The organism is Cupriavidus sp. SW-Y-13 (assembly GCF_009793345.1).
Lineage (GTDB): Bacteria > Pseudomonadota > Gammaproteobacteria > Burkholderiales > Burkholderiaceae > Cupriavidus.
This window is the reverse complement of the sequence record NZ_WHLX01000002.1, coordinates 2,627,248-2,644,034: the sequence shown is the minus strand read 5'-3', so window position 1 is coordinate 2,644,034 and position 16,787 is coordinate 2,627,248. Positions and strand designations below refer to the sequence as shown.

Genomic DNA, 16,787 nt, shown 5'->3' with positions numbered 1-16,787 from the left:
TCGGTGGTGTCTGATCGCTCGGTATGCTGCCAACACAACGCGACTGCATGTCGGCCCGGCAGCAACCCGACAGCAGCATGACTTTTCTTATACACAACGTTATGAAAGCAATGAAAATGGCGATGATCGCCGCCGCCGTCTCCCTCGACGCCTCCGCCCAGACGCTTGCCACGCCACAGCATGTGCCGGCTCCGGTTATCGACGCGTTGCAGGTATCGGCAATCGACCACGTGGGCATGAACGTTCCGGACATTGACGCGGCCGTGCAATTCTTCTCCGACCTGATCGGTGCGCGGGTGATTGCCGACGCGCGACCCGAAGGCATTCCCGCAGAATGGAAGACGCAGTTTCGCTGGCACCAGTCCAGCGAGTTGAAGCGCTTCATCATGCTTCAGTTGACCGGTGGTCCGAAGGTGGAGCTGTTCCAGTACGCGGGGCACGAGATCAATTCCACACAACCACATGAGGACGACATTGGCGCGACCCATGTAGCCCTCAGGACGAAGGACATCGCGCGCAGTCTTGCAATCGTGAAAGCGCGCGGGCTGAAAGTACTCAATGAACCGATCACGAATGCCGATGGCGTGCAGTGGTTCTACTTCCTCACGCCATGGGGCTCGCAAATCGAGCTCGTGTCCTTTAGCGACCAATACACCGCGACATCACCGCACCAAGCAACGGGGGCATCGACCATGAACACTTCTCTCTCATCTTCCGCATCCGTCGACCTGAGCGCTGTGCAACGCCTCATCGACCAGCATTTCGAAATCTGGAACGCGCCGGTGTCGGCGGAGACCATCACCAAGTTCGCCCAGATCTACACCGCCGATGTCTTCGTTGCCGACGAGGGCGGGAAAGCCGTCGGCTACGAAGAGGTGGCCAAGCTGATCCGAAAGGTGCAGTCCAGTCACGCAGGGTTCGTGTTCACGCCCGATCCGGTGACGTGGAATCATGGGCTGGGACGCGTAACGTGGGGCTATGGGCCGCGAAGCCATCCTGACGCGGTCCGTGGAGAGGACATCTTCACGATCGAAGACGGCAAGGTTTCCAGCGCGCGTGTGTTCCTTGACAAGAAGTAATCTGACACAGGATTCAACGATGACCACCCCTATCGACACTCCCAGCTATAGCGACCAATTCCCGGATCACGGCCAATCGCCCGCAGATCACGACAAGAATCTGGCTACCGGCATCGTCGTCAGTGCGTACTACCGAGTCCACCCGGACGATCGGCAAACTTTCATCGATGCGGTTATCCCGGACATGGTGGCTGCTCGCAAGATGCCGGGATGCATCTACTACGCCTTCTCACCGGATCTGACCGACCCCAACACTTTTCATCTGGTGGAAGGCTGGGAAAACGAAGCCGCCTACGAGCGTCACGAGCAGGCGGCGACCTTTCTGGCCGCACTGGCGACAGTGGTCCAGAATGTCCGCATTCTCGATCGGCAGGGCGTGCGCTACGACGTTGCGAAACAGCACATCGATGACCCTCGGGAAAAGGTGGCTTGACGTCACGACAGGATCCGGATGCGGGCTGAGGCCCGCTACAGCGTGCCGTACAGACGCCGCAGCCCGCGGCTGAGGGCTGCTCCCATGATCGTTTCGTGACTCTCTTCCGGATAGACATGCGACTCGACAGAGAACTGGTCGCTCTGCCAGCGCCGCAGGATCTGCTCCATCGTGAACATGTCGCCGGGGAAGTCGATGTTCCCCAATATGGCGCGCAGCACTTCCCGGACGTCCTCAGGCACGGGCGCGCTGAATTGCTGACTGAAGCGGGCGCGATGCTCGAGTTCGCCGACGCACATGTAGAGGCGGGCCACGGGCGCCGGACGCGACTCGACGATCCGCGCGGCGGCATCGAGCAACGCACGCCCGTTCCACCACAGCGACGGGCTGACTGCGAGATATCGGCGAAAGGCATCAGGACGATGCAACAGTGCATAAAGGACAAACAGGCCGCCAAATGACTGCCCGGTCAGCGTCGCATCATCGGTATCGATGGGGAACGCTTCGGCCAGTGCGGGTCTGAGTTCGTCTGCCAGGAACGCGAGGAACGCATCAGCTCCGCCCGTCCTGGCGACTCCCGGCATCCCGAGAAGTGCTGGCGTCACCGGCTCGAACGCGGGCCATGACGTTGTCAGTTCCCGGTTCCGCCTGAGCATGAAAGGGGGATTCGCATCGAGCGGATAGCCCACGCTCACGCCATAGAGCAGAGGTAAGTCCAGTCCGACGGCACAGCTCCTGAGCGTGCTGATGAGTGTGCCTGCGCTCAACTCCGCATCCGTCGCTATCACTAACCCAGCGCGCTCATCTGCCGACGGTATCCGGTTCGGCGTCACGCATACGCGCAATATGTCATCGATGCCTCGTGGCCGGACCAACCAAACTTCCGAGCCGGCCAGCAAGACATCCTGATGTTTCTCGATGATTTCCATACCCTGGCGACGGCCGCTTAAATTTGTGCCATGACGCCATCGACAAACCGCTCGATGCCGTTCACAAAACTTGCCGCATCGGATGCAACCTGCGCCCCCTGCGCAGCAAGCTGCTTGGCGGCAGCGAGGCCAATGCCCGTTGTACCACCTGTGATCAGCGCGATTTTTCCCTCGAGTTGCTTTGTCATGTTCGATGCCTAGGGCGTGAGCTATTTCAATTGAGGAAGCGTAACATCTATCGGTCAAATTAGTTGCTCGAGCAGTTCCTCCCCAGCGCTCCGCCGGCATCTCTCCCACATAGCTCGCACGATGGCGCGAATATGCGCGCAGGCGGCGAGGTTGGGTCCGCAGTGCACGCCGTCCTGTCACCGTGCAAATGGGAAAGCCTCGTCTCGAGCGATCTCCCACACTGGATGCTCGCCTCGACATCATCCTGATGCGGGGATCACGCCCACCGGAGGCCCATCATGACTCAGCAAGACCCCGTCGTCGCAGTATTCCCCACCCATGCAGCCGCCGACGATGCTATCAAGGTGCTCGGCAAACACGGCGTTGACTTGAAGACGCTATCGATCATCGGCCAAGGCTACCATTCGGAAGAACACGCCATCGGCTTCTACAGCGTGGGAGATCGCATCCGTTCCTGGGGTACCACAGGTGCATTCTGGGGCGGCATCTGGGGCCTGCTGTTGGCGCCTGCCCTGTTCGTTATTCCGGGCGTTGGCACGGTCGCGCTGGCCGGTCCCGTGGTTGCGGCACTGGTCTCGGCGCTCGAAGGCGTGGTGATCGGTGGCGGCATCAGCGCGCTCGGTGCGGCGCTGGCAGAGTTCGGCGTGCCCAAGGACGATGTGGTCAAGTACGAAACGGCCATCAGAGCCAATGAATTCGTGCTGCTTGTACAAGGCACCGACGACGAGCGCACACGCGTTCGTGCACTTCTCGATGGGCTGGCCGCGGCGCCCGCCGCCACACCGGCAGCCGCCTGACACCGGTACTCCCCCAGCCATATGCCAGGGACCTGCTCTTGCGAGGGCAACGGCACATAGACCAAGCAAGCTCCCACGCGTGTTTGAGCTCGTTCAAGTGCGACAAGGAGAAGGCCGGTCTTCCTACTTCGCTCCACGAACTCCCGCTACAGTGTCAGGAGGCGAGCTGCGCGGTGCGCAGCTCGCCTCTTTTTTTTCCGACCATGGCCGGATACTGTGAGACGTGACAGTTATTCCTGTCCCATCTCAAAGTTAATGGGAAGCCCGACCTAGATAAATCAAGGAGTTGCTGAGCGCCGTCGCAAACTACCTGGGTCGAAATCTCACAGTTAGTGGGTAAAAGGGGCGGTCCGTCTCACAGTATGTGGGTACAATGGGACGGCTAGCGGACGGCAGGCCGGAAGTCGTTCCAGCCGCAGAAGTGGTCCGGGCTTATCGTCGAAGCCAAACGACAGGTTCCGATTGGGCACGCTCCGAGGCGGGGCGGCGTGGTGAATAGAGGGGCTCCTCCCGGCCAGTTTGAGACATATCCCAACGTTCTTCGAATGTCCCATCTTGACCGAAGCTGCCATTACGGGCCTGAGTGGACACACTACCGGCGGGCATTCACGTGAAATCGCCATGAAAAAAGGCCCAACAGTGGGCCTGATGTCACTCTCATAACCCTCGTTGAGCTTTGGGCTTTATAGGAAAAGAGTCCCGGCAAAGCCGGGACCCATTCACTATCGATCAGTCTGCAAAGTCGGTAGCCTCGGACGAGCCCTTCCAGGTGTCGAGATTCTTTGCAACAGCATTAGCTTTCGCAGCCGCAAGTTCATTGGCGATCTTGCCGGCGAACAGATGCAACGGCGCCGATTCGACCGAAGCGGCCTGAATGATCAGGAGGGCGAGCTTGTCAGGATCGCCGGCCTGATGGCCATGCAGAGTGTCGAGATGCAGGTCCAGCGAAGCCTTGGCCTCCGAGTAGTCGTCGATCTGTCGCCTGGCCACTGCGAGCGCACCGTTCGACAGAAAGTCCGTGCGCACAGGCCCCGGATAGACCACCGTTGCTCGGATGCCCAGCTCCGCGACTTCCGCCGCCAGGGATTCCGTCAACCCTGACAGCGCGAACTTGCTGGCGACGTAGCTGCCCCAGCCAGCATATCCGCCTTGGTAGCCTACGATGGACGAGATGTTGATGATGTGACCGCTGCGCTGGCGGCGAAGGTGCGGCAGCGCATGCCGTAGCACAGCCATCGGCGCGAAGAAGTTGACCTCGAAATTGCGGCGCAACTCGTCGTCCGACAGCGCCTCGACCGTGCCCTGCTGGGCATAGCCGGCATTGTTGACGACCACATCGATCACGCCGAACCATTGCACGGTCTTTTCAACAGCCGCCTGGACACTACGGTCGCTGGTCAGGTCAACTTCCAAAGGTAGAAAGCGGTCGGATGCCCCACCAAACGTCTTCGTCAGCGATGCGGCTGTGCGGGACGTTGCCGCTACCCGGTGGCCTTGCTCTAGCAAGTGGGCAACGAGTTTCTGACCGACGCCCTTCGACGCGCCTGTGATGAACCATGTACGAGATGCTTGTTTCATGATGCAGATTCCTTCAGATAGATGTGCGGCTAAGACGTTGATCAAGGCAGGGCCACGCTCATGCCACCGTCGGCCATGACCACGGCGCCGACGATAAAGCTGGCCTTTTCCGATGCGAGGAAGGCGATCACCTCGGCGATTTCCTTTGGCTGTGCCGCGCGGCGGATCGGTGCCTTCTTGCCATGCTCGGCAAGGAAGGCCTGGCCGTCCGCATGGATGTGGTTGGTAATGTTGGTGATGACATCGCCGGACCCCACCGCATTCACGCGAATGCCGTGTTCGATGGCTTCCAGCGAGAGCGCCCGCGTCAACTGAGCAAGTGCGCCCTTGGACGCCGCATACGCTGCGATGAGCGGAAAGGCCTGATAGCAGGCGTAAGACCCCACGTTGACGATGGCCCCCGTCTTTGCCGGCAGCATGGCGCGCATGGCTTCCCGCGAGAACAGGAAAGCGCCCGTGGCATTAACGGCTTGGATGCCATTCCAGTCTTCCAGCGACATATCCACCAGCGGCTTGTTGATGATGACCGCCGCGTTGTTGACAAGGATGTCGAGCTTGCCAAAGCGGTCGATTGCCGTTGTAACGGCCTGCACGGCGCTTTCCTCTCGCGCCACATCGGCAACGACAGGAACGATGCCAGGTCGCGCCAGCGCTTCAACGTTGCTGCTGCGCCCAACGGCAATCACATTCGCCCCTTCGGCGTGAAGCAGTTCGGTGGTGGCCAGGCCGATGCCACTGGCTGCACCGGTGACGATGGCGACCTTGCCTGCGAAGGCGCCGCTTGCGGTGTTTCGTGATGTCATGATGTTCTCCTGGTTGGTTTGGGTCCCGCGTGCTGGATGGATCAGAACGGGCTGGCGGTGGGCCGTACGACGATCTCGCTGACGTCGACTTCGGCGGGCTGCTCCACCGCATAGGCGATGGCACGAGCGATCGCGTCAGGGGTGATAGCGATACGGCGGAACTCCTGCATCGCACTACGCGCGGTGTCGTCAGAGATCGAATCGGCCAGTTCGGACTCCACGACGCCGGGGCAGATCACTGTCACGCGAATCTTGTCGGTCTCCTGGCGCAGCCCATCAGAGATGGCACGCACGGCGAACTTGGTAGCGCAGTACACCGCGGCAGTGGGCGACACGGAAAGTCCGCCAATTGAGGAAATATTGATGATCTGGCCCAGCGCTTGCGCTTCCATCGTCGGCAGCACGGCGGCAATGCCATGCAGCACGCCACGAATGTTCACGTCAATCATCCGGTTCCATTCGCCGACCTTCAGCGCGTTGAGCGGCGAAAGCGGCATCACGCCCGCGTTGTTGACCAGGACGTCGATGCGACCGAAGGCATCGAGCGCGAACCGGGCGAATGCCGCCACGTCGTCGGCCGAGGTCACGTCGAGCTCGCGGTAACGAACCACGCCGCCGGAGGCTTCGATCGATGCCGCCAACTCGGCGAGCCGGTCGGCCCGGCGTGCACCGATCACGAGCCGGTGTCCTTGCGCGGCGAGCAGGCGAGCGGCGCCCTCGCCGATGCCGCTGCTGGCGCCGGTGATCAGAATGACTTTCGATTTGTTGATTGCGTTTGCCATGTTGCATACTCCTATCGTTGGTTCGGATCTGGCCGCGGAGGTCGGCGCTTGATTTGGCGCGCTCTGCAGTCACGTTTCGGCCTTCAATGAAGCGGTATGGTTCGTCGGCCGGTGAATGAATGATAGGGATGACCTGTCTGCAGGCGAATACACGGACCGATGCCGTTGTTGCCTATTCCTATTGATCCGACTGGTACGGTGTGCAAGACGCGGCTAGAATGGCGGCTGCAGGCAAACAACAGGAGGCTTTGTGTCCAAGGTCCGCTCCCCCGCTTCCGTCAAGATGGTTCGGTTGATCGAGAAACTGGCGCCCAACGAGGGCTACACGCAGTCGACGCTCGACAGCGTGCGGCTGATGCGTTCCGACCGGCCCCTCGGGCGCACACCGGTGCTGTACGAGCCAAGCATCGTGATCGTGTGCCAGGGCCGCAAGCTTGGCTTTCTGGGCAATGAGGTCTATGTCTACGACGCGCAGCACTATCTTGTACTGTCGGTACCGCTGCCGTTTTCCACGGAAACCCAGGCTTCGCCAGAGGAACCCATGCTGGCGGTGTCCATCCGTCTGGACCTCCTCGAACTCAGCGAACTGATCACGCAAATCGGTGCAGCAGGAGATCTGCCTGAAGAGCCACCCAACGGCATGGTGTCTACGAAGCTGGACGAGAATCTGGCCGGTGCAACCGTCAGGTTGCTGGAGGCATTGACCGTGCAGATGGATGCCCGGATTCTGGGTCCGGGCCTGGTGCGGGAAATCTGCTACCGCGTGTTGACGGGGGCACAGGGAGGCGCGATGCGTGCCGCTCTCGCTCACCACGGGCGCTTCGGCCGCGTCGCGAGAGCGCTGAAGCGCATCCATGCAGATTATGCGGCGCCCCTGAACGTGTCACGCCTGGCTCAAGAGGCCGGCATGAGCGTGCCAGCGTTTCACGCCAACTTCCGCACGGTGACCCAGACGTCGCCAATCCAGTACATCAAGTCCACCCGCCTTCACCAGGCGCGCCTGATGATGATTCGGGACGGCGTCACTGCGGCGGCCGCAGCGGGACGCGTCGGGTACGAAAGCACCTCGCAGTTCAGCAGGGAGTTCAAGCGTCTGTTTGGGCGAACGCCGGTTGAGGAGGCACGCGACATGCGCGAGTCTTTCACCCTGTCACCGGCGGTTCGCTTTGGCGCCTAGGCGCACTCTACTGGGCCACGGCCACAACGACCTTGCCTTTCACGTGGCCGCCCTTGCTGTGGTCGAGCGCCTGGCTAACGTCTGTGAGCGCAAAAACCGAATCGATATGGGTACGCAGATCGCCCGATGCATGGAGCGTAGCCAGTTTCTCGAGCTGGGGCGCGTCGCTACGCGTAGCGAAATGTCTGCCGGTCGCCTGCGTCCCTTTGGCTCGACCTGCGTCGGGCCTCGCCACCGTCGACACCAGTGTGCCGCCCGGCTTCAGCACCGACCATGAACGCTCCTGAGTTTCACCGCCAATCAGGTCGAGCACGAGGTCCAATCCCGAGACACGCGCGGCGAAATCCTCGGTGCGGTAGTCAACAAAGGCATCGGCGCCGAGGCTTGCCACATATTCGCGGCTCTGGGCTGAGCCGGTGCCGATGACGTGGGCGCCGGCCAACTTGGCAAGCTGCGCGGCCGCCGTGCCTACGCCGCCTGCGGCACCGTGAATCAGGACCGACTGCCCGGCTTGCAAGCCCCCATGCTCGTGGAGTGCCTGCCATGCCGTCAGCGTTGCAGCGGGAATCGCCGCGGCTTCCGCGAAAGTCAAGGACGCAGGCTTGCGCGCCAGGCGGGTGGACTCCACGATGGCGCGCGTGGCGAAAGCCCCGACAATGCCGATGAACCCCATCACTTCATCGCCCGGCTTCAGTGTTGTGACGTTGCGCCCCACGGCGATGACGGTCCCTGCAGCATCTACCCCAGGGGTGAAAGGCAACGGCAGTGGAATAAACGCCCGCATGGCGCCGCTGACGATCTTCCAGTCAATGGGATTCACCGATGCCGCGGCAACGTCGATCAAGACTTCGTTGTCGCCCGGTACGGGGTCGTCCGCCTCGACCAGCGTCATGCCGCTGCGGCTGCCGTAGGCAGTTACTTGGACGGCTTTCATCAGATGCTCCTGGAAGCGACGCCCACTACAGGAGCGTCAAGGGCAAGGGCTGCCTGAACCGGATCGAAATACTCGCGTAGGTGCACGATGCGACCGTCGCAGGCTGTCAGAAACACGACATACTCCTGGCGGTAGGTGCGGCCGGTCGCCGCGATCAGGCCCTCCCCCCGCACCCGAGCAATTGCCTGCTGCGGATCGTCCGTCGCAGTCACGATGGCATCGGAGAAGCGAAAGTTCCTGACCGCCCCCCCGAACCAGTTCGCATGCCGCAGCACAGATTCACGTCCTTCGAGTTTCAGCGGATGACCCAGGCTGGGTGCGTACGGCAGATCCCAGACGATGCTGTCGGCGATCAGTTCCTGCCATTGCTCCGGCTTGTCTACCAGGAACTGGAGGTGTTGCTCCAGAAGCGTTGTGGCAATGCTCATGATGTCTTCTCCTGCGATGTATCAGGCGGCAACGCGCTTGGCCGGCGCGCGACGGTTGTCCACGCTGAAGGCCCCGGGGCCGAACGCGACCACCTGCAAGAGACCACCGGCCATTGCCAGGTTCTTCAGGAAATGGAACATCTGGTTCTGGTCAGCGAGCGCGTGGTGAAAGATCAGCGCGGTCACGACAGCGTAGGCAGCAAGGAGGAGAGCAACCACGCGCGCCTTGTAGCCAATGACCAGGAGCGCGGCACCCGCCAGTTCCAGCACAAGTGCGCCCATCAGTCCGAGCGCTGGCGCGGGCAGACCCAACGATCCGATATAGGCCATCGTCGCGCCAGGGGCCATCAGCTTGCCGAAGCCGCTGATGAAGAAAATGACAGCGATGAGGGTGCGGCCAACGGCGGGGATTGCGGAGTGTTCGTTCAGCGAGGTGTTCAGGTTCGAGTTCATCGTGTTCATCCTTTCAAAGAGTGGATGAACGAAGAGTAGAGACTTGACACCCATCAAGATAGCCTATATTTCTAGATGCAATCCATCTACTACTTAGATATATGCTCGATGCCGTCTCGCTGGACCAGCTTCGTACCTTCATCGCGGCCGCCGACGAAGGCAGTTTCTCCGCCGCCGGCCGCAAACTCCGGCGAGCGCAATCCGTGGTCAGCCATACGCTGGCCAACCTGGAGGGCCAGATCGGCGTGCAGCTTTTCGATCGCACCGGACGTTATCCGAGGCTGACGGACGAAGGATCGGCCTTACTTGCACAGGCGCGACTGGTGGTGGGTGGGATGGACGGGTTCAAGGCCAAGGCGCGGACAATTTCCGACGGACTCGAGCCAGAGCTTTCCGTCGTGGTGGACGTCATGTATCCAATGACATCACTGACAGACGCGGTCGGCGCATTCCGAAGCGAGTTTCCGCACACACCATTACGCCTTTACGTCGAAGCGCTGGGCGCTGTCATGCAGCCGGTACTCGCCCAGACATGCCGGCTCGGAATCAGCGGCTCGATGCCATCGGTCCCAGAAATTCTCGATGCCGAGAAATTGCTGGATGTGCCAATGATTACGGTCACTGCCTCGTCCCATCCCCTGGCGTCAAAGAATCGGATCCTCCGGCCGGTGGATCTCAAGGAGCACGTCCAACTCGTGCTGACGGACCGCACGACCCTCACAGAAGGCACCACTTTCGGTGTTTTCTCTCCCCAGATATGGCGCCTTGCCGATCTGGGCGCCAAGCACGCATTCTTGCGCGCTGGCTTTGGATGGGGCCATATGCCGCTAGCAATGGTTCAAGATGACCTGGATTCTGGGAAGCTCGTGGCCTTGCGGCTCGAAGCGTTCCAGCCACATACGCCGCCCATCGCCATGTTTGCAGTTTTTAGGAAGGACACACCGCCCGGGCCTGCTGGAAGGTGGTTTCTCAAGCGCCTCAGAGGCGCAGGCGACACCCACTAACGAGCGTCAACCGGGGGAGGCTATGTCTCCTAGTCATCCGCTTTTTTGGCCAGACGCAGTAACGACATGACGGACCGAGAGGAGCCGCTATCAGGGAGGAGTTGTTCATTCAGCCGATAACTTGAGCTCCGGCTCGTAGTATTCGACTACGAGTCCATCCGGGTGGCGCGCGGTGAAGTTCCTGCCTCCAATCGCGTCACACGGCTCGTGCAAGATCTCGGCCCCTGCCCCGTGCACCTCACGAAAAGCACTATCGAGCGAGTCGACGACGAATGCGACCTGAGCATCTCGCACTGGTGCTAACGCTGTCTCGTTGCCGGCCAGCAAGATCACGCCATCGACTACGGCCACTTCGATGCCAATAGCATCAAGCCGCAGGCGCATCTCGCACTCGGCATGCTGGATGGTCTCGTAGAAAGATACGGTGGCATCGAGTGCGTCGGGTGCAACATAGAGTCGCTGCATTCTCTTCAGGATCTTCATGAGTTCACTCCGCGTGGTGATCCATCACCACGCATTCGAAATTGCTGGAGGTCGCAGCAGCATCCATTGCCTCGGGGAGCGCGGTGAGGGGAAACACAATCGGCCGAATCGGGCTCATGTCGAGGAGCCCGGCGCGCACGAGGTCAAACAGGCGTCCGTATGCGTCCCTCGGATACATGAACTGGCCGAGAATTTCCCAGCCGTTCAGCATCAATTCTGTATAGGGAACGGGCAATGGCACTGTCATGCTGCCCATCAACACGAGCCGACCGCCCTTTCTGAGGCTGCGCAGCGCAGCCATCGTGATGTTCGGGTCGCCGGCGTTACCGACCATGTCGAACGCAAGGTGGGCGCCGCCACCACATGCGTGACGGATGGCATCGGCATCGCTCGCCACATCTCCCGTCGCCACCACACGTACGACACGGCCCGGCGCCAGTTGACATATGGCGTCGAGCGATTCCGCTCGTCTCCCAACAGCGATTACCCGCCCCGCCCCCATTGCAAGCGCGACCATCACGGCTCCGGTGCCATATGCCCCCGCCGCGCCTGAAACGACGACGGTGTCGCCTGCTGCGAGCCTCCCGCGCAAGAGGCCACCAAACGGCACGATGCACCGCATCGTCAGCGCGATATCGAACGCATCGAGCTTCGACATCTCTCCGGCAGGAGTTACCGCGCTCGCCGGGAACGACGCGTACTCCGCCAGCGTGCCATCCGGCCAATCCGCTTGCATCCGGTGCGCCGTGGGGCCGTTGGCCGTGACCCCCAGCAGTATCTCGGCCGGATTCTGTACGTTCTCCTGCGCGACAAAGTGCGACGACAGCACGACGCGTTGCCCGGGTTGCAAATGCCAGACCCCGGAGCCGACGCTATGCACGATGCCAGCGCCATTGCCGCCCGGAATGAATGGGCGGTCTGGCGTGTGGTAGATCGGCAGATTGCCTGCCACGTAGTCCTTCATATAGGACATCAGCGACGATGCCTCGATCCTCACCACTACCCCGCCGGGGCGCGCTTCAGGGATGGGTAGATCGGTCAGGCTCAGCGCACCACCGAGGCGCTCGAGTTGCCATGCTTTCATCGGATTCGACCTCATTCATTGGACGGAACACATGAATGATCGTGCCGACTGGAGTGCGTCGCTATAATAAAAAATACCGATTTCATTCTCGATCGTACAAATATGGACGCATTATCGGACGTGCTCTCAATGTTGCGGGTGAGCTCCGCGTTGTCGTCCCGCTTCGAGGGCACCGGGGCGTGGGCGTTCCGGTTTCCTGCCTACCGTCACATCAAGTTCGGTGGGGTGCTGGAAGGCCGCTTCTTCCTGTGGGTTGAAGGCAGCAAGGAGCCGCTCGCGCTCGAGAAGGGAGACTTCTATATGCTCACGGACGGGCAGCCGTTCTGTTCGGCGAGTGATCCACGGCTGCCGCCGCAGGATGGCCCAGCCACCTATCGGACGATTCGCGGTGCCGACGGTGTTGTGCGATATCAGGGGATTGGCGACGAGGCCGCTCCCGTCAGCCTTGCCAGCGGACGTTTTACCTTCGAGAGCGACGTGACAGATCTCCTTCTGACGCATCTTCCGCCGCTCGTCCATCTGCGCGCCTCCGACCTTGGCACGCACTCGCTATCCAGCGTTCTGGAACTGCTGAAGTGGGAGACCAGTGCCCGCCACGTTGGCGGAGATATCGCCCGCAGCAGCCTGGCGGCACTCGTACTTGTGCACGTGCTGCGCATGTACCTCGCATCGAGTCACCGGCCCGAGGGATGGCTGGGTGCATTGGCCGATCCAAAAATCGGTGCTGCGCTATCGCTGATGCATGCGCAGCCGGGCGAACGATGGACCGTCGAGGGCCTCGCACAGGCAGTAGCCATGTCGCGGACGGCATTTGCATCTCGGTTCCGGGGACACGTGGGCAAACCACCGCTCGACTACCTCGCCCAATGGCGCATGACAATTGCGCGTTCCGCACTCCGACATTCCGACGAACCATTGACCGACATAGCGGAGCGCATTGGCTACCTGTCCGACACAGCATTCAGTATCGCCTTCAAGCGCCACACCGGGCTGAGCCCTGGTCGCTTCCGAGCGGACTCGCGCACTTCGGCATCAGCCGGATGATGGCGCGAAGCCGACGCATATCCATTTTTGTACAGTGCCGCCGTGCCCCAGTCACCACCAGTATCGACGCGCGTAGATCAAGCTCATCAGTGCTCCCGCCACGATCACGAACTGTCGGACACGATGCGACGGCAAGACCCGCACTAGCATGCCACCGCCGTAACCGCCAGCGAGTGCACCGGCCAGCATCGTCAGTGTCTCTGGCCATCGCACTGCGCCCTGCGCGATAAATATCAACGTTGCGCTCAGCGACACGCAGGTTGCCATCAGGTTCTTCAGCGCTTTGACAGCCCGCAGATCGCCTGGCTCCGTGACCGTCAGTATCGCCGTGAGGATGACGCCAAGGCCTGCTCCAAAGAAGCCGCCGTAGACACAGACGACGCCGAGAAGGACAGCGCCGGGACCGCCGGCCAGCATTCTCCCGGCGTCGGGGCGGTTCGCCACCCATCGATTAATGCCTGGTGACAGCGCAAACAGTAGTGTGGCTGCCGCAATCAGTGCCGGGATGGGTATCGTAAAAAGCCGCTCTGGCAACTGCGTCAACACAATCGCACCGATCAGTCCACCGAGCACCGCGACAGCGATACACGTCATCGCACGCCCGGTCATCGCCGGCAGCTTCTCCCTATCTGCCAATGCCGCAATCAAATGCCCCGGCGAGATGGCGACGGCATTGGACGCATTGGCGATGATGGCGGGCAGGCCTGCCGCCAGCATCGCCGGAAATGTGATCAACGTGGCGCCGCCCGCCAGCGCATTGACCAATCCGCCAGCGACGCCAGCAGCAAACAGCAGAGTGGCCGTGGTGACTTGCATGCCTGCCTCCTCGATGTAGAAACGATCTCGAAGAATGGCAGCCCTACGGGAGCGTGTCTGGAACGGATGTGACCGGCAACAGGCTGGGAGAGAGAAATCGGCGACTCAGGTAGCTCGGTATTGTCCCGGCGTTGTGCCAAATACGCCGCGAAAGCAGCGGGTTAGATGGCTCTGATCGGCGAAGCCGGTCTCGGCTGCAACACTCGCGGGGGGCATGCCATCCCGCAGCAGGTTCCGCGCGCGGTTCAGCCTTGCGAGAAGTCGGAATGCGTGCGGGCTGACGCCAAGCTCTCGCGAGACACGGCGACTGAAACCTTCCCGGCTCCAGCCAAGATCCTCGGCGAGGCCGCCAATGGTGCCCTTCGCGTCGATCAGGTAATCACGCAGTGGCTCGTGACCATTGCCACACGTCGCCCTGGACGACACTCGCTTTGGCATTTCGCCGATGAGCGTTGCAAGCAGCCTGGCGTCAAACGTCCCTCCATCGATCAAGCCAGGAACGGCATCGAACGTGCAGTAGTCGCATCCCATCGACAGCGGGCGAAGATAGACGTTGAGGCATTCAACTTCAACATCAGGCACCCTTACGGACTTGTGCACCACACCCGCCGCTATATATAGAACCAGCCCCTCCCGCACACTCACCTGCTCTTCGCCGATCAGAAACTGCCGGCAGCCACGCGAAACGAAGACTAACTGGTCCTCATCATGGAAGTGAGATCGCAACGCCGGCGGCGTCGAGCCGGGCCACAGCGCGGTCTCTATCGCCGACCCGATATCCATCTGCCGGTAGCGCCATCCAGCCTGACGGCGTCGCTCTGCCTTGGTATGTGATTCTCCGGTTGCCATCTATGTCCTCAGCGCACCTTCTACAAAATTCCTCACGAACAGCGAACGATCACCGCGTCGCCAGGCTAACGAGAGTTCCACAGAAGCGGCCACATCGCTCAATTCCCGGAACACCACACCTGTATTCTTGAGTTCGCGCATGCATGCCGGGACCAATGCCACGCCAAGCCCCGCCGCGACAAAATGAATGATCGATGCGATCTGCGGCGCAATCTGGCCGAGTCGCGGCTCGAATCCCGCGGCCCGGCAGGCGGCAATGATCGTATCGTACATCGCCGACCCGTACTGGCGAGGAAACGTGATGAACTCATCGACGGCCAGATCGGCCAATTTCAATCGTCTACCACGCGCATTTGCATGAGCCGACGGCAGTACCGCGACAAGCGGCTCCTCCGACAGCAAGCGGAACTGGATATCCCGAGCCAGTGATTCGCCAGGTCTCAGAAACGCCGCGTCGAGACGATGATTCTCCAGATCTGCTATCAACGATGCCGTATTCGCTTCGTCCATCTGCACTTCAACATCGGGATAGGCGCGCCGGTATGCACGAATCGCGGCGGTCACAACGGGGCTGAATCCCGACGACGCCGTAAACCCCACCCTGAGGACGCCGAGCTCTCCACGCGCAGCGCGACGTGCCGCATGCCCCGCTTCTTCCGCCATGGCTGGCATCCGTCGGACGACCTCTCGAAACGCAAGTCGGGCAGCCGTCAGTTCCACGCCTTGAGGTATCCGGTGGCGTTTCAGCAATGCCGTGAAAGTGGCCACGGACAGATTGATTGTCGATTTAGAGGACGCCGTTGCGCCAGGTGACAAGGATCGCGCGCGAGCCATCGTCGTGGATACGTTGCAGTCCCGTGCATGCGGACTGCCAACCGTCGTACGGATCAACAGCCTGGGTTCTCGTGCCGCCCTCGCCGACCTGACTGCGTTGCTCGAGCGCGGCCCGTTCCCTGACGCACTTCTGATTCCGAAGGTGGAATCTCCCACGCACATCGAGATCGTGGATGGTCTGCTCCATGAAGCCGGGGCCCATACCATGATCGTGGCTCTGATCGAGAGTGCATGTGGCATCGAGGCGGTCTACGAAACGCTCCGTGTCGGCCGTCGTCTCATCGCGGCGATGACAAAACTCAATAACTGTGAGACGTGACAATTCCAGTCCCAGCGACAAACCGCCACACCCACCCCTGCCCCCCGCACGCTTGCATCGTTTTTGTTTTAAACTTTCACAACTTTCTGAAAATTCAAAACATACAATGCAGCTCTCGCCCCTGATCCAGCGCTTTGTCCTCCACTTCGGTGAGATGGGCAGCCGCTGGGGGATCAACCGGACGGTTGGTCAGATTTACGCCTTGCTCTTCACTGCGGCGCGCCCCCTCAACGCCGACGAAATTGCCGAAGCGCTTGGGTTTTCCCGCTCGAACGTCAGCATCGGACTCAAGGAACTGGAGTCGTGGAATCTTGTGCGGCTATCGCACCAGCCCGGTGACCGTCGCGAGTATTTCTCCGCGCCCGATGATGTCTGGGCGATTTTCCGGACGCTGGCCGAGGAGCGCCGCCGGCGCGAGATTGATCCCACGTTGTCGATGCTGCGCGAGGTGCAGCTCGAAACCCCGCTTTCCGACGATGACCGTCACGCGCAGGCCCGCATGAAAGAGATGTACGGGCTGATCCTGCTCGTCACCACATGGTTTGGTGACACGCAGAAACTCGACACGGCCACGCTGGAAAAACTGATGCGCCTGGGCTCGCGCGTCACCAAGCTGCTGGACGTCAAGGACCGGCTGACTTCCGCTATTGGCATGGGCTCTGCAAAGACCCCCGCAGGCATCAAGACCAAGGCGACCGAGTCCACCGCAAAAACCACGCGTCCGGCCAGCAAGACCACCCCCGCAAAACCTGCCCGATCCCGCAAGGAGTAG

Annotated in this window: 20 protein-coding genes and 1 pseudogene; 8 read left to right on the top strand and 13 right to left on the bottom strand. The window is 61.2% G+C overall.

Translation table 11 applies throughout. The features are described 5' to 3' along the window. Positions 1-116 precede the first annotated feature (116 nt). Entirely contained in the window at positions 117-1,079 is a 963-nt protein-coding gene (locus tag GA566_RS33035) for a VOC family protein (protein WP_202126876.1), read from the top strand. A gap of 19 nt (positions 1,080-1,098) precedes the next feature. Beyond that, a complete protein-coding gene (locus GA566_RS27325) occupies positions 1,099-1,512 on the top strand; it encodes a putative quinol monooxygenase (RefSeq protein ID WP_160474590.1) in 414 nt (137 codons plus the stop codon). A gap of 35 nt (positions 1,513-1,547) precedes the next feature. Here the strand turns inward: GA566_RS27325 and GA566_RS27320 are convergent, their stop codons facing one another. After that, complete coding sequence (locus GA566_RS27320; RefSeq protein ID WP_137927992.1) at positions 1,548-2,441, bottom strand: alpha/beta hydrolase; 894 nt, start codon at positions 2,439-2,441, stop codon at positions 1,548-1,550. 86 nt (positions 2,442-2,527) lie between these two features. Beyond that, a pseudogene (locus GA566_RS33405) lies at positions 2,528-2,629 on the bottom strand (SDR family NAD(P)-dependent oxidoreductase); the annotation flags it as partial. Between the two features lie 279 nt (positions 2,630-2,908). Here GA566_RS33405 and GA566_RS27310 point away from each other — a divergent pair. Continuing rightward, positions 2,909-3,427, top strand: a complete 519-nt coding sequence (locus tag GA566_RS27310; protein WP_137927990.1) for a DUF1269 domain-containing protein — start codon at positions 2,909-2,911, stop codon at positions 3,425-3,427. 729 nt (positions 3,428-4,156) lie between these two features. Here GA566_RS27310 and GA566_RS27305 read toward each other — a convergent pair. From GA566_RS27305 to GA566_RS27295, 3 genes are read right to left on the bottom strand one after another with little or no spacing between them, the layout of a single operon-like run. After that, positions 4,157-5,005 carry an SDR family oxidoreductase gene (locus GA566_RS27305; protein WP_160474589.1) on the bottom strand — a complete coding sequence of 283 codons (849 nt, stop codon included), beginning with the start codon at positions 5,003-5,005 and terminating at the stop codon, positions 4,157-4,159. Positions 5,006-5,046: 41 nt separating this feature from the next. Then, positions 5,047-5,808, bottom strand: coding sequence for an SDR family NAD(P)-dependent oxidoreductase (locus GA566_RS27300; RefSeq protein ID WP_137927988.1), 762 nt, complete (start codon positions 5,806-5,808; stop codon positions 5,047-5,049). Between the two features lie 41 nt (positions 5,809-5,849). Next, a complete protein-coding gene (locus GA566_RS27295; RefSeq protein ID WP_137927987.1) occupies positions 5,850-6,590 on the bottom strand; it encodes an SDR family oxidoreductase in 741 nt (246 codons plus the stop codon). A 283-nt stretch (positions 6,591-6,873) separates the two neighbouring features. On the opposite strand from GA566_RS27295, the gene GA566_RS27290 reads away from it, so the two are divergent. Next, complete coding sequence (locus GA566_RS27290; RefSeq protein WP_137927996.1) at positions 6,874-7,767, top strand: AraC family transcriptional regulator; 894 nt, start codon at positions 6,874-6,876, stop codon at positions 7,765-7,767. A gap of 7 nt (positions 7,768-7,774) precedes the next feature. On the opposite strand, the gene GA566_RS27285 is transcribed toward GA566_RS27290, so the two are convergent. The 3 genes from GA566_RS27285 to GA566_RS27275 are packed head-to-tail and all read right to left on the bottom strand — an operon-like array spanning position 7,775 to position 9,582. After that, the gene (locus GA566_RS27285; protein WP_160474588.1) at positions 7,775-8,701 is read right to left on the bottom strand and encodes an NADP-dependent oxidoreductase; all 927 of its coding nucleotides are present in this window, start codon (positions 8,699-8,701) and stop codon (positions 7,775-7,777) included. Beyond that, complete coding sequence (locus tag GA566_RS27280) at positions 8,701-9,129, bottom strand: nuclear transport factor 2 family protein (protein ID WP_160474587.1); 429 nt, start codon at positions 9,127-9,129, stop codon at positions 8,701-8,703. The genes GA566_RS27285 and GA566_RS27280 overlap by 1 nt, the downstream gene beginning before the upstream one ends. 21 nt (positions 9,130-9,150) lie before the next feature. After that, complete coding sequence (locus GA566_RS27275; protein WP_160474586.1) at positions 9,151-9,582, bottom strand: DoxX family protein; 432 nt, start codon at positions 9,580-9,582, stop codon at positions 9,151-9,153. 101 nt (positions 9,583-9,683) lie between these two features. Here GA566_RS27275 and GA566_RS27270 point away from each other — a divergent pair, with 101 nt between their 5' ends. Continuing rightward, on the top strand, positions 9,684-10,586 hold the full coding sequence (locus tag GA566_RS27270) for a LysR family transcriptional regulator (protein WP_137927983.1): 903 nt from the start codon (positions 9,684-9,686) through the stop codon (positions 10,584-10,586). Positions 10,587-10,691: 105 nt separating this feature from the next. On the opposite strand, the gene GA566_RS27265 is transcribed toward GA566_RS27270, so the two are convergent. Both GA566_RS27265 and GA566_RS27260 read right to left on the bottom strand, forming a co-directional pair. Then, positions 10,692-11,069 carry a VOC family protein gene (locus GA566_RS27265; RefSeq protein WP_160474585.1) on the bottom strand — a complete coding sequence of 126 codons (378 nt, stop codon included), beginning with the start codon at positions 11,067-11,069 and terminating at the stop codon, positions 10,692-10,694. 4 nt (positions 11,070-11,073) lie between these two features. Further along, a complete protein-coding gene (locus GA566_RS27260; RefSeq protein ID WP_160474584.1) occupies positions 11,074-12,153 on the bottom strand; it encodes a zinc-binding dehydrogenase in 1,080 nt (359 codons plus the stop codon). 102 nt (positions 12,154-12,255) lie between these two features. Here GA566_RS27260 and GA566_RS27255 point away from each other — a divergent pair, with 102 nt between their 5' ends. Beyond that, a complete protein-coding gene (locus GA566_RS27255; protein ID WP_160474583.1) occupies positions 12,256-13,197 on the top strand; it encodes an AraC family transcriptional regulator in 942 nt (313 codons plus the stop codon). A gap of 51 nt (positions 13,198-13,248) precedes the next feature. Here GA566_RS27255 and GA566_RS27250 read toward each other — a convergent pair whose 3' ends face one another. The 3 genes from GA566_RS27250 to GA566_RS27240 form a co-directional block, all read right to left on the bottom strand. Continuing rightward, the gene (locus tag GA566_RS27250; RefSeq protein ID WP_160474582.1) at positions 13,249-14,013 is read right to left on the bottom strand and encodes a sulfite exporter TauE/SafE family protein; all 765 of its coding nucleotides are present in this window, start codon (positions 14,011-14,013) and stop codon (positions 13,249-13,251) included. Positions 14,014-14,118: 105 nt separating this feature from the next. Continuing rightward, on the bottom strand, positions 14,119-14,862 hold the full coding sequence (locus tag GA566_RS33400; RefSeq protein ID WP_160474581.1) for an AraC family transcriptional regulator: 744 nt from the start codon (positions 14,860-14,862) through the stop codon (positions 14,119-14,121). Then, positions 14,863-15,525 carry a LysR substrate-binding domain-containing protein gene (locus GA566_RS27240; protein WP_160474580.1) on the bottom strand — a complete coding sequence of 221 codons (663 nt, stop codon included), beginning with the start codon at positions 15,523-15,525 and terminating at the stop codon, positions 14,863-14,865. A gap of 91 nt (positions 15,526-15,616) precedes the next feature. Here GA566_RS27240 and GA566_RS27235 point away from each other — a divergent pair, with 91 nt between their 5' ends. Both GA566_RS27235 and GA566_RS27230 read left to right on the top strand, forming a co-directional pair. After that, the gene (locus tag GA566_RS27235; protein WP_160474579.1) at positions 15,617-16,015 is read left to right on the top strand and encodes an aldolase/citrate lyase family protein; all 399 of its coding nucleotides are present in this window, start codon (positions 15,617-15,619) and stop codon (positions 16,013-16,015) included. A 106-nt stretch (positions 16,016-16,121) separates the two neighbouring features. Then, positions 16,122-16,787 carry a GbsR/MarR family transcriptional regulator gene (locus GA566_RS27230; RefSeq protein WP_160474578.1) on the top strand — a complete coding sequence of 222 codons (666 nt, stop codon included), beginning with the start codon at positions 16,122-16,124 and terminating at the stop codon, positions 16,785-16,787.

Coding starts and splice junctions, on each gene's coding strand:
- GA566_RS33400 (WP_160474581.1), bottom strand. CDS start 14,862: ATGGCAACCGGAGAATCACATACCAAGGCAGAGCGACGCCGTCAGGCT.
- GA566_RS27325 (WP_160474590.1), top strand. CDS start 1,099: ATGACCACCCCTATCGACACTCCCAGCTATAGCGACCAATTCCCGGAT.
- GA566_RS27295 (WP_137927987.1), bottom strand. CDS start 6,590: ATGGCAAACGCAATCAACAAATCGAAAGTCATTCTGATCACCGGCGCC.
- GA566_RS27255 (WP_160474583.1), top strand. CDS start 12,256: ATGGACGCATTATCGGACGTGCTCTCAATGTTGCGGGTGAGCTCCGCG.
- GA566_RS27280 (WP_160474587.1), bottom strand. CDS start 9,129: ATGAGCATTGCCACAACGCTTCTGGAGCAACACCTCCAGTTCCTGGTA.
- GA566_RS33035 (WP_202126876.1), top strand. CDS start 117: ATGGCGATGATCGCCGCCGCCGTCTCCCTCGACGCCTCCGCCCAGACG.
- GA566_RS27305 (WP_160474589.1), bottom strand. CDS start 5,005: ATGAAACAAGCATCTCGTACATGGTTCATCACAGGCGCGTCGAAGGGC.
- GA566_RS27285 (WP_160474588.1), bottom strand. CDS start 8,701: ATGAAAGCCGTCCAAGTAACTGCCTACGGCAGCCGCAGCGGCATGACG.
- GA566_RS27260 (WP_160474584.1), bottom strand. CDS start 12,153: ATGAAAGCATGGCAACTCGAGCGCCTCGGTGGTGCGCTGAGCCTGACC.
- GA566_RS27310 (WP_137927990.1), top strand. CDS start 2,909: ATGACTCAGCAAGACCCCGTCGTCGCAGTATTCCCCACCCATGCAGCC.
- GA566_RS27275 (WP_160474586.1), bottom strand. CDS start 9,582: ATGAACTCGAACCTGAACACCTCGCTGAACGAACACTCCGCAATCCCC.
- GA566_RS27300 (WP_137927988.1), bottom strand. CDS start 5,808: ATGACATCACGAAACACCGCAAGCGGCGCCTTCGCAGGCAAGGTCGCC.
- GA566_RS27290 (WP_137927996.1), top strand. CDS start 6,874: ATGGTTCGGTTGATCGAGAAACTGGCGCCCAACGAGGGCTACACGCAG.
- GA566_RS27230 (WP_160474578.1), top strand. CDS start 16,122: ATGCAGCTCTCGCCCCTGATCCAGCGCTTTGTCCTCCACTTCGGTGAG.
- GA566_RS27240 (WP_160474580.1), bottom strand. CDS start 15,525: ATGGCGGAAGAAGCGGGGCATGCGGCACGTCGCGCTGCGCGTGGAGAG.
- GA566_RS27270 (WP_137927983.1), top strand. CDS start 9,684: ATGCTCGATGCCGTCTCGCTGGACCAGCTTCGTACCTTCATCGCGGCC.
- GA566_RS27320 (WP_137927992.1), bottom strand. CDS start 2,441: ATGGAAATCATCGAGAAACATCAGGATGTCTTGCTGGCCGGCTCGGAA.
- GA566_RS27265 (WP_160474585.1), bottom strand. CDS start 11,069: ATGAAGATCCTGAAGAGAATGCAGCGACTCTATGTTGCACCCGACGCA.
- GA566_RS27250 (WP_160474582.1), bottom strand. CDS start 14,013: ATGCAAGTCACCACGGCCACTCTGCTGTTTGCTGCTGGCGTCGCTGGC.